We start from the raw sequence: 10,455 nt of genomic DNA on the forward strand, positions 1-10,455 counted from the left end.
GGCCGTGGCCGGATCGCGGAGACCAGATGGGCCTCGTCCAGTACGCACTGAAGTTCCGCATCACGACCTACGTGCTCGCCGTGCTGATGATGCTCGCCGGGGGCGGTGCGATCGTGGTCGCGCCCAAGGACGTGCTGCCGATCGTCGACATCCCCGTGGTCGTGGTGGTCTGGACCTATACCGGCCTGTCGACGCCGGAGATGGAGCGGCGGATCACCACCTACGCCGAGTTCTCGCTTTCGAACAACGTCAACAACATCAAGCGGATGGAGTCGACGACGCTCCAGGGCACCGCGATCCAGAAGATCTACTTCGACGGCGAGGTCAGCGTCGACCTCGCCATCACCCAGGTCGTCTCGGCGATGAACTCGATCCGCTCGGCGATGCCGCCGGGCGTGCAGCCGCCGATCGTGCTGCGGTTCTCGGCCTCCTCGGTGCCGGTGATCCAGCTCGCGCTGACCTCGACCAAGGAGAGCCTGACCAAGGTCTACGATTACGCGCAGTACCGCATCCGCCAGCGCCTGGTTCAGGTGCCGGGCTCGACGCTGCCGTCGCCGTTCGGCGGCACGCCGCGACAGATCATGGTCGATCTCGACCTCCAGGCGCTGCGGGCGCTCGGCCTCACGGCGCTCGACGTCACCAACGCGATGACAGCGCAGAACCTCACTGTGCCCTCCGGCTTGGTCAAGATCGGCGAGCAGCAATATCCGGTCCTGCTCAACGCGACCCCGGACGCGATCGCGGCGCTGAACGAGATCCCGATCAAGGTCGTGGCCGGCCAGCCGGTGCTGGTGCGCGACGTCGCCTACGTCCGCGACGGCGGCCCGCCTCAGGTCAACATCGTGCGCTCGGACGGGCTGCATTCGGTGCTGATGCGGATCTTCAAGAACGGCACCGCCTCGACGCTGGACGTGGTCAACAACGTCAAGAAGGTGCTGCCCGAGATCCAGGCCGCCGCGCCCGACGGCATGGCGATCAAGCCGCTGTTCGACCAGTCGGTCTTCGTCTCCGCCGCGATCGAGGGCGTGATCCACGAGGCGGCGATCGCCGCCTGCCTCACCGGCCTGACGATCCTGCTGTTCCTCGGCTCGTGGCGCTCGACCATCGTCGTGCTGATCTCGATCCCGCTCTCGATCCTGACCTCGCTCGCGATCCTCGCCGCGCTCGGCCAGACCATCAACGTGATGACGCTGGGCGGCCTCGCGCTCGCCGTCGGCATCCTCGTCGACGACGCGACGGTGGCGATCGAGAACACCTATCGGCTGTTCGAGGAGGGCGAGCCGTTCCGCAAGTCCGTGGTCGAGGGCGCCGCCAGCATCGCGAAGCCGACGCTGATCTCGACGCTGTCGATCTGCGCCGCCTTCGTCTCGGTCTTCGCGCTGGCCGACACGCCGAAGTACCTGTTCACACCGCAGGCGCTCGCGGTCGTGTTCGCGATGCTGACCTCGTACCTGCTCTCGCGCACCCTCGTGCCGGTGCTGATCGACGTGCTGGTCGCGCGCGAGTACGTCGAGCGACATGGCGGCGGGCCCGACGCCGTCGCGCCGCCGCGGCGCGGGCGGGTGGCGCGGGCCATCGGTTGGCTCGGGCGCCCGGTGATCCACGTCGCCGGGCGTTTCCGGAACGGCTTCGAGGCGCGCTTCGAGCGCTTCCACCGCGGCTATCTCGGGCTGCTCCACGTCGTGGTGCGCCGCCGCGTCGCGACGATCGCCGTCGTCCTGCTGGTGTTCCTCGGCACGGCCGGGCTGTTCACCTTCGTCGGGCGCGACTACTTCCCGCAGGTCGCCTCGAGCCAGCTCACGCTGCACCTGCGCACCCGGCCCGGCATGCGGATCGAGACCGCCGAGCAGGTTTTCGCGGCCGTCGGCGCCACGGTGCGCGAGGTGATCCCGGACGGCGAGATCGAGCAGATCCTCGACAACATCGGCCTGCCCTCGAACAACTACAACTTCGCGTTCTCGGACGGCTCCTTCGTCGGCTACAACGACGGCCAGATGCTGGTGAACCTGCGCGAGGGACACGGCGACGTCGGCGCCTACACCAAGCGCCTGCGCGAGGTGCTGCGCGAGCGCTTCCCCGACGTGATCGTCTACTTCCAGCCCTCCGACATCATCACGCAGATCCTGAACTTCGGCACGCTGGCGCAGATCGACATCCAGGTCTCGGGCCGCAACGCCGAGAAGGACCTCGCGGTCGCCCAGAACATCGTCCGCCGCCTGAAGGAGACGAAGGGCGCGGTCGACGTGCACCTGCACCAGATCGTCGGCACGCCGCAGTTTTTCGTCGACGTCGACCGCCGCCTCGCCTCGGAGCTCGGGCTGACCCAGCAGCAGGTGGCGCAGGGGCTCAACGTCTCCCTGTCGGGCTCCTTCCAGGTGACGCCGAACTTCTGGACCGACCCGAAGACCGGCATCCCGTACCAGCTCTGGGTGCAGACGCCGGAATACCGCAACGCCTCGCTCACCGACCTGCAGAACACGCCGCTGCTGGTGCGCGCCAACAGCGACCAGCCGGGCGTGCTGACCCTGCTCTCCAGCGTCTCGACCCTGCGCCGCGAGGCGACGCAGACCGTGGTCAACCACGTCAACACGGCGCCGACCTACAACATCTACGCGGCGGTGCAGGATTCCGACCTCGGCTCGGTGGCGCGGGAGATCCGCACCATCGTCGACGAGGAGCAGAAGGCGCTGCCGGTGCCCGACAAGATCACCGTGCGCGGGCAGATCGAGAACATGGACTCGGCGTTCCTGCGCCTCGGCGTCGGCCTGAGCATCGCGCTCATCGCCGTCTACCTGCTGATGGCGGTGAACTATCAGAGCTGGGGCGATCCCTTCGTGGTGCTGGCCGCCCTGCCGCTCGCCTTCTGCGGCATCGTCGCGAGCCTGTTCATCACCGGCACCACCTTCTCGATCCCGTCGCTGTTCGGCGCGATCATGTCGGTGGGCATCGCGTCCGCGAACTCGATCCTGCTCGTCACCTTCGCCCGCGAGCATCGCGAGGCGACGGGGTGCTCGGCGGTCGACGCCGCCCTGCTCGCCGGCGAGACGCGCCTGCGCCCGGTGCTGATGACGGCGGGCGCGATGTTCCTCGGCCTGATCCCGATGGCGCTCGGCACGGGCGAGGGCGGCGAGCAGAACGCCGCGCTCGCCCGCGCCGTGATGGGCGGCATCGCCTTCGGCACGCCGGCGACGCTGCTGTTCGTGCCGTTCCTCTACACGCTGCTGCGCGCGGGCAAGGTCCGGGTGCCGGAGGACTACGCCTGAGCCGACAGCAGCTCGGCGACGGCACCGGGCAGGTCCGAGAAGTGCGAGATCACCCGGTCCGGCCCGAGCTGGTCCACCGGCGTGTCGGTGTAGCCGAAGGTGACCGCCACCACCGGGATGCCGGCGGCTTTGGCGGCATCGATGTCGGCGCGGGAATCGCCGACCATCACCGCGCGCTCCGGATCGCCGCCGGCCCGGCCGATGGTCAGCGTGATGTGGCGCGGATCGGGCTTGCTGTAGGGGAAGGTCGCGCGCCCGCAGATCGCGGCGAAACGGCCGCCGATGCCGAGTTGGTCGAGCAGGTCGACCGCGAGCCCCTCGTCCTTGTTGGTGCAGACGGCCAGCCGGAAGCCCTCGGCCTCGAGCCGATCCAGCGCCTCGACCACGCCGGGATAGAGGTGCGAGCGCTCGCACAGATGCGCGCCGTAATGCTCCAGGAAGTCGCCGAACAGCGCCTCGTGCCGCTCCGGCGTCAGCTCGCGGCCGGCGGCCTCGAAGCCGCGGCGGATCAGCGCCTTGGCGCCGGCGCCGATCAGGTCGCGGGCCTCCTCGAGCGCCAGTTCCGGCAGGCCTTCCCGCACGAGCAGCACGTTGAGCGTGCCGACGAGGTCGCCCGCGGTCTCGGCCAGGGTGCCGTCGAGGTCGAACACGGCGATCTTCGGCAGGGTGGGCATCGGGTCTTTCCGGGGCGGCGGGGGGAGGGGCCCTCGCTAGCCGGCCACCCGCGGCGGGGCAAGGTTGCGGGCAGGTTTCGAAACCGTTCGGGTCGTGCGCGAGACGGCGTGCGGCGCCCCACACTTGCCCGAAAAACCCTCGAAAGGAGGGGCGTCACACCCTCCGGGACCCCCCATGAAACTCCCTCTGCTCGCCCTCGGCCTCGGCCTGCTCGCGCCGGGTACCGCCGCCGCCGCCTCGTTCGAGTTCGTTCCGGCGCCCCAGGCCGACCTCAACCGCATGTATCGGGTCGACAAGGTCACCGGCGAGGTCACCTCGTGCCAGTACGGCTTGCAGGAAGGCGCCGGCGGCATCGGCCTCACCGTCTGCTTCGCGGCCGGCGAGGGCGCGGGTGCGCAGCCCCCGTCGGAATACGGGCTCGTGGCGACGCGCCACACCCGGGAGGCGGGCGTGTTCCGGGTGAACTACCGCACCGGCGAGATGAGCATCTGCTTCGTGCTGGTGAAGAAGGAGCAGGTCGTCTGCACCCAGCAGACCAACCCGTCGGCCGAGGGGGCCGCCGAGGCGCCGCTCGTCGGCAGCGTCCCGGGCCGGGCCGGCGCGAGCGCGACGCCGCCGCAGGGGGGCAGCCGGTTCTGACGAAGCCAGATCCCACCGGGGGGATCGTCATCCGAATACCGGTCTCGGCCGGTACCGCGGCTTCCCGGCGCGACGGCGGCCATGCTAGGGCGTGCCGCATCCCAACGGGACGGACCGGCACCCTGCGCATGCATCCTTTCGTGAGACCCGACGGCGGGACGTCGTCGTGAGCGGCCCGGACCTGCGCCGCGCGGCCGCCGCCCGCGCCCTCGATCTCGTCGAGCCCGGAATGCGGCTCGGCCTCGGCACCGGATCGACGGCGGCGGCCTTCGTCGCGTTGCTCGGCGCGCGGGTTCGCGACGGCCTCGACGTCGTCGGCGTCCCGACCTCCGAAGCGACCCACGCGGCGGCGACGCGGGAAGGCATCCGCCTCGCGACGCTGGAGGAACTGCCCGAGCTCGACCTGACGATCGACGGGGCCGACGAGGTCGATGCCGATCTCCGGCTAATCAAGGGCGGCGGCGCGGCGCTGCTGCGCGAGAAGATCGTCGCCTGCGCCAGCCGCCGCATGGTGGTGATCGCCGATGCCGCCAAGCGCGTCGGGACGCTCGGCGCCTTCCCGCTGCCGATCGAGGTCAACGTCTTCGGCCTCACGGCGACCCGGCGCGCCGTCGAGGCGGCGATCGCGCGCGCCGGCTGCACGGGTGCGGTCGCGCTGCGCATGGCCCCCGGCGGCGCGCCGCTCACGACCGACGGCGGCCACCACATCCTCGACGCGCGCCTCGGGCGGATCGCCGATGCCGAGCGGCTGTCGGCGCTGCTCTGGTCGGTGCCGGGCGTGGTCGAGCACGGCCTGTTCCTCGGGATCGCCACCGCGGCCATCCTCGCCGAGGACCGCGACGGGCAGGCCGAGATCACCGTGATCGGCAGCCTCGCATAGCTGCATCAGCGCGCCCGACGGCACCCCGGCGACGGTCTCGGATGCCGGCGCCGGCTCTTCCCCTCGCTTCAGGAATGCCCGGAATGCCCGTCCTCTCCCGCCGCCTCTTCCCCGTGCTGGTCGCGGCCCTTGTCGCCGCTGCGCCCGGCCTCGCACAGGCCCAGAAGGCTGCGCCTCAGAAGCCCGCCGCGACGCCGGCCGCGCCCGCCGCCCCGGCCACGCGCGGCGCCCCGACGATCGGCGCCAACCATCTCGCGCTCGCCCGCGAGGTGATGCTCAATTCCGGCATCGCGCGCTCGTTCGACTCGATCATTCCGGCCTTCGCCGAGCAGATCAAGCAGCAGACCGTGACCCGCCCCGAGCTGAGCAAGGACCTCGACGAAGTGCTGCAGGGCCTCAACCCCGAGATGGAGCTGCAGAAGCAGCGCATCATCGACACCGCGGCGCGAATCTACGCGAACAAGCTCAGCGAAGCCGAGCTGCAGGACATCGCGGCGTTCTTCCGCTCGCCCGCCGGCAAGCGCTACGTCGAGACCCAGCCTCAGATCCTCGACGAGATGGTGCAGGCGATGCAGACCTGGACCCAGGAAGTCTCGGAATACGTCATGGTCCGCGTGCGCGCCGAGATGGGCAAGCGCGGGCACCAGCTCCAGTAGGCACACGAATCGACCGCGCGGCCGGCCCGTGTCCCCGTCCCAACGACTCTATGCAGCGGGCGCCGTCGCGCTCGCCGTGATGCCCCTGGCGATGGCGCTGGCCAACCGGTCGAGCCCCCTCGTCGTCGTCGTCGCGGCCGTCCTGTTCCTCGCCGGGCGCTGCGTAGAGGATGCCGGCGCGGTCCCGCGCCGCCTCGTCCCGCCGCTCGCGAGGCCGATCGGCCTCGCCGGGCTGGCGTTCCTCGCCTGGTGCGCGCTCACCCTGGCCTGGACGCCGTTCCCCGCGCTGTCGCTGCGGATGGCCGGCGAGTTCCTGCCGACGCTCGTCGCCGCCTACCTCCTCGTCCGCCTCGCGCCGGGGCGCATCCCGGCCTTCGCGGCCCCGCTCGCGGCGGCGATGGTGGTGCTCGCCGGGCTGACCATCGCCGTCGGCCTCGCCACCGGCCTGCCGCTGCAGCGCGCGCTCGGTCAGCGGGTGGCGGAATTCGTCTACAACCGCCCGGCGCTGACCCTCGCCGTCGTCGCCGGCCCGCTCGCCCTGGCGCTGTGGCGGCAGGGCCGGCGGGTTCTCGCCCTCGTCGCCTTGGCCTTCGCGACCCTCGGCATCCTGCGCTCGGTGAGCGGAGCCGCCGCCATGGGGCTGATCGCCGGCGGGGCGATGTTCGCCCTCGCGCGGCTCGTGCCGGGCCGGCTCGCCGTCGGCGTGGCCGGGCTGAGCCTCGGCCTCGCGGTGGCGCTGGCGCCGGTGGAGGGCGACCTGCTCGATCGCTTCATGCCGGAGGCCGCGCACGAGCGGCTGGTGCATTCCTCGTCGCGCGCCCGCGTCGCCATCGCCCGCAGCTTCGGCGCCGCGGTCGCGGCGGATCCGTGGGTCGGGGCGGGCTTCGGCACCTCCGCCCGCTTCGCCGAGACGCCGGTGGCCCAACGCCTCGATCCCGAGATGCGCACGCTTCTGGCGGTCGGCCATCCGCACAACGCGTTCCTTCAGGTCTGGGCCGAGCTCGGCGTCGTCGGCGCCGTGCTCGTGGCGGCCGTCTCGATGCTGATGCTCGCGCCGGTCGCGGGTTCGGATTCGGCCGAGCGCGCGACGGCGCTCGCCCTGATCGCGGCGGCGGCGGCCATCGCCTTGGTCGAGCACAACACCTGGGCGGCGTGGTGGACCGCCGGCCTCGGCGCTGCCATCACCTGGCTGCGCGATGCCGGGCACCGCACCGCGCAGGCACCCCTTCCCCGGCCTTCGGCCGCGCCCGATCGGACCCCGTCATGACCGACACCTACGACGTCGACCTGTTCGTCATCGGCGGCGGCTCGGGCGGCGTTCGCGCCGCGCGGATCGCGGCCGGCTACGGCGCCCGCGTCACGATGGCGGAAGAGTACCGCGTCGGCGGCACCTGCGTGATCCGCGGCTGCGTGCCGAAGAAGCTGATGGTCTATGCCGGTCGCTTCGCCGACGAGTTCGAGGACGCCGCCGGGTTCGGCTGGACCGTCGAGGCACCACGCTTCGACTGGAGCGTCCTGAAGCGGCGGCGCGACGCCGAGGTGACCCGGCTCGAAGGGATCTACGACGCCAACCTGATCCGCGCCGGGGTCACGGTGGTGCCGGAGCGCGCCGTGATCGAGGACGCGCACACGATCCGCCTCGTCGGCAGCGGCGCGCGCGTGACCGCCAAGGTGATCCTGGTGGCGGTCGGCGCCCATCCGGTGAAGGAACCGGCGGTGCCGGGCGCCGAGCTGGCGATCACCTCGAACGAGGTGTTCGAGCTGGAGACGCTGCCCGAGCGCATCCTGGTGATCGGCGGCGGCTACATCGCCGTCGAGTTCGCCGGCGTGTTCTCGGCCCTGGGCAGCCGGACGACGCTGCTCCATCGCGGCGACAGGCTGCTGCGTGGCTTCGACGACGAGATCCGCGACGCGCTCGGCGAAGCCTACGCCAGGCGGATGTCGCTCAAGCTCGGGCGCACCCTCGCGAAGCTCGAGCGCGTCGCGGACGGCATCGCCGCGACGCTGGACGACGGCGAGACGATCACGGTCGACCAGGTGCTGATCGCGACCGGCCGGCGCCCGAACGTCGGCGGGCTCGGCCTCGACCGCGTCGGGATCGAGACCGACGCCGCCGGCGCGATCCCGGTCGACGCCTACTCGCGGACCGCGGTGCCCTCGATCTACGCGGTCGGCGACGTCACCAATCGCGCCAACCTCACGCCGATCGCGATCCGCGAGGGCCACGCCTTCGCCGACACGGTGTTCGGCGAGAAGCCGACCTGCGTCGACCACCGCCTGATCCCGACCGCGGTGTTCTCGACCCCGGAGATCGGCGTCGTCGGCCACAACGAGGACACCGCCCGCGCGATCTTCGGGAAGATCGACGTGTTCAAGGCGAGCTTCCGGCCGATGAAGGCGACGCTGTCGGGACGCGACGAGAAAATCCTGATGAAGGTGCTGGTCGACTGCGCCAGCGACAAGGTCGTGGGCGTCCACATCTTCGGGCACGATGCCGGCGAGATCATCCAGGCGGTCGGCATCTCGGTGACCATGGGCGCGACGAAGGCCGATTTCGACCGCACCATCGCGGTGCACCCGACCGCGTCCGAGGAACTGGTCACCATGCGGGTCCCGCAGGTGACCAAGCATCCCGTCGCCGTCGGCTGACGATCCCGGTCGCGCTGGGTCTCGACGGCGCGGTTTCACGAGCCATATCCGATCGATGGGCAAGAAAGACTCCGGCAAGAAAGACCCCGGCAAGCGCGAGCCGGGCAAGGCCGGCCCGGCCGAGCCGGTGCCGACGGCCGGCGACGCGCAGGCGCGGCGTCAGCGCGTGATCGACGGCCTCCTGGCCGACGCGCTCCGGCCGGCCTTCACCACCACCCTGCCGAGCCGGGACGCGCTGGCGCCCGACATCCAGGGCGCGATCGAGGCGCTGCTGACGAAGGCGGCGGCCCGGCGCAGCCGCTGCCTGACCTACGAGGACCTGGAGGAGGCGCTTCCGCCCCGGGACGTCTCGGCGGAGGACCTGGAAGCGATCTTCTGGATCCTGGCCGAGCACGGCATCGAGGTCGAGGACGGCGAAGGCTGATCTTCGCGGAGGCGGATACGGGACCTGACCCCCGATCCGCCCTGGCCTGCGCCGGCCTCATCTCGCACCCCGGAAAAAAGCACTCTATAAGCCGCGCTTCGCGCCAGGATTCGGCGTGGAGAAAAGATCGCCGCACGGTGCGGGGGAGTTGTGTGATGGGCGAGCGTTGGACACCGAAGACATGGCGTGACCTGCCGATTCAGCAGGTGCCGGCCTATCCGGATCCGGCCGCCCTCGAAGCGGTCGAGGCCCAGCTCGCGAGCTTCCCGCCCCTGGTCTTCGCCGGCGAGGCGCGCAAGCTCAAGACGGCGCTCGCGCGCGTCTCCACCGGGCAGGCCTTCCTGCTTCAGGGCGGCGATTGCGCCGAGAGCTTCGACGAGCATTCGGCCGACAACATCCGCGATTTCTTCCGCGTGTTCCTGCAGATGGCGCTGGTGCTGACTTTCGCCGGCGCGTCGCCGGTGGTGAAGGTCGGGCGCATCGCCGGGCAGTTCGCCAAGCCGCGCTCCTCGCCGACCGAGACGCTCGACGGCGTCAGCCTGCCGAGCTACCGCGGCGACATCGTCAACGGCCTGACCTTCACGGACGAGGCACGCATTCCGGATCCGCGCCGGCAGCTCGAGGCGTACCGGCAGTCGGCGGCGACGCTCAACCTGCTGCGCGCCTTCGCGACCGGCGGCTACGCCAACCTCGAGAACTCCCACCGCTGGATGCTGGGCTTCGTCAAGGACAGCCCGCAATCGTCTCGCTACGCCGACGTCGCCGAGCGGATGACGGAGGCGCTCGACTTCATGCGCGCCATCGGGATCAATCCCGAGACGCACCAGGAGGTGCGGACCACCGACTTCTATACCAGCCACGAGGCGCTGCTGCTCGGCTACGAGGAGGCGATGACCCGCGTCGATTCGACGACCGGCGATTGGTACGCCACGTCGGGCCACATGCTGTGGATCGGCGACCGGACGCGCCAGCCCGATCACGCCCACGTCGAGTACGCCCGCGGCATCTGCAACCCGATCGGCCTGAAGTGCGGGCCGTCGATGGAGGCCGACGGCCTGATCCGGCTCGTCGACAAGCTGAATCCCGGCAACGAGGCCGGTCGGCTCAGCCTGATCTGCCGGTTCGGGGCGGACAAGGTCGGCGAGCATCTTCCGCGCCTGGTTCGCGCGATCGAGCGCGAGGGGCGCAGCGTCGTGTGGGTCTGCGATCCGATGCACGGCAACACGATCTCGGCCGGCCGCTACAAGACGCGCCCGTTCGAGCGGGTGA

Annotated in this window: 9 protein-coding genes; 8 read left to right on the plus strand and 1 reads right to left on the minus strand. The window is 71.1% G+C overall.

Annotated elements, in window-relative coordinates:
- Nucleotides 1-26: 26 nt before the first annotated feature.
- Nucleotides 27-3,263, plus strand: a complete 3,237-nt coding sequence (locus MKK60_RS16275) for an efflux RND transporter permease subunit (RefSeq protein ID WP_243987279.1) — start codon at nt 27-29, stop codon at nt 3,261-3,263.
- Here MKK60_RS16275 and gph read toward each other — a convergent pair.
- On the minus strand, nt 3,254-3,937 hold the full coding sequence (gene gph, locus MKK60_RS16280; protein WP_243987287.1) for a phosphoglycolate phosphatase: 684 nt from the start codon (nt 3,935-3,937) through the stop codon (nt 3,254-3,256). The genes MKK60_RS16275 and gph overlap by 10 nt on opposite strands.
- 175 nt (nt 3,938-4,112) lie before the next feature.
- Here gph and MKK60_RS16285 point away from each other — a divergent pair, with 175 nt between their 5' ends.
- From MKK60_RS16285 to MKK60_RS16315, 7 genes are all read left to right on the plus strand, one after another.
- Nucleotides 4,113-4,577, plus strand: a complete 465-nt coding sequence (locus MKK60_RS16285) for a hypothetical protein (RefSeq protein WP_147858171.1) — start codon at nt 4,113-4,115, stop codon at nt 4,575-4,577.
- 166 nt (nt 4,578-4,743) lie between these two features.
- The gene (gene rpiA, locus MKK60_RS16290) at nt 4,744-5,457 is read left to right on the plus strand and encodes a ribose-5-phosphate isomerase RpiA (RefSeq protein ID WP_243987294.1); all 714 of its coding nucleotides are present in this window, start codon (nt 4,744-4,746) and stop codon (nt 5,455-5,457) included.
- A gap of 83 nt (nt 5,458-5,540) precedes the next feature.
- Entirely contained in the window at nt 5,541-6,113 is a 573-nt protein-coding gene (locus MKK60_RS16295) for a DUF2059 domain-containing protein (RefSeq protein ID WP_405042593.1), read from the plus strand.
- A gap of 79 nt (nt 6,114-6,192) precedes the next feature.
- Nucleotides 6,193-7,380 carry an O-antigen ligase family protein gene (locus tag MKK60_RS16300; RefSeq protein WP_243987324.1) on the plus strand — a complete coding sequence of 396 codons (1,188 nt, stop codon included), beginning with the start codon at nt 6,193-6,195 and terminating at the stop codon, nt 7,378-7,380.
- On the plus strand, nt 7,377-8,762 hold the full coding sequence (gene gor / locus MKK60_RS16305; protein ID WP_243987300.1) for a glutathione-disulfide reductase: 1,386 nt from the start codon (nt 7,377-7,379) through the stop codon (nt 8,760-8,762). The genes MKK60_RS16300 and gor overlap by 4 nt, the downstream gene beginning before the upstream one ends.
- Nucleotides 8,763-8,817: 55 nt before the next feature.
- Nucleotides 8,818-9,186 (plus strand): RNA polymerase sigma factor region1.1 domain-containing protein, encoded by a 369-nt coding sequence (locus MKK60_RS16310; RefSeq protein ID WP_147842866.1) that lies wholly within the window; start codon nt 8,818-8,820, stop codon nt 9,184-9,186.
- 155 nt (nt 9,187-9,341) lie between these two features.
- The coding region (locus MKK60_RS16315) for a 3-deoxy-7-phosphoheptulonate synthase class II (RefSeq protein ID WP_243987302.1) at nt 9,342-10,455 on the plus strand (1,114 nt) is incomplete at its 3' end.

Origin of the sequence: Methylobacterium sp. J-092 (assembly GCF_022829325.1) — a bacterium.
Classification (GTDB): Bacteria; Pseudomonadota; Alphaproteobacteria; order Rhizobiales; family Beijerinckiaceae; genus Methylobacterium.

Coding starts and splice junctions, on each gene's coding strand:
- MKK60_RS16300 (WP_243987324.1), top strand. CDS start 6,193: ATGCCCCTGGCGATGGCGCTGGCCAACCGGTCGAGCCCCCTCGTCGTC.
- gph (WP_243987287.1), bottom strand. CDS start 3,937: ATGCCCACCCTGCCGAAGATCGCCGTGTTCGACCTCGACGGCACCCTG.
- MKK60_RS16310 (WP_147842866.1), top strand. CDS start 8,818: ATGGGCAAGAAAGACTCCGGCAAGAAAGACCCCGGCAAGCGCGAGCCG.
- MKK60_RS16275 (WP_243987279.1), top strand. CDS start 27: ATGGGCCTCGTCCAGTACGCACTGAAGTTCCGCATCACGACCTACGTG.
- MKK60_RS16295 (WP_405042593.1), top strand. CDS start 5,541: ATGCCCGTCCTCTCCCGCCGCCTCTTCCCCGTGCTGGTCGCGGCCCTT.
- gor (WP_243987300.1), top strand. CDS start 7,377: ATGACCGACACCTACGACGTCGACCTGTTCGTCATCGGCGGCGGCTCG.
- MKK60_RS16285 (WP_147858171.1), top strand. CDS start 4,113: ATGAAACTCCCTCTGCTCGCCCTCGGCCTCGGCCTGCTCGCGCCGGGT.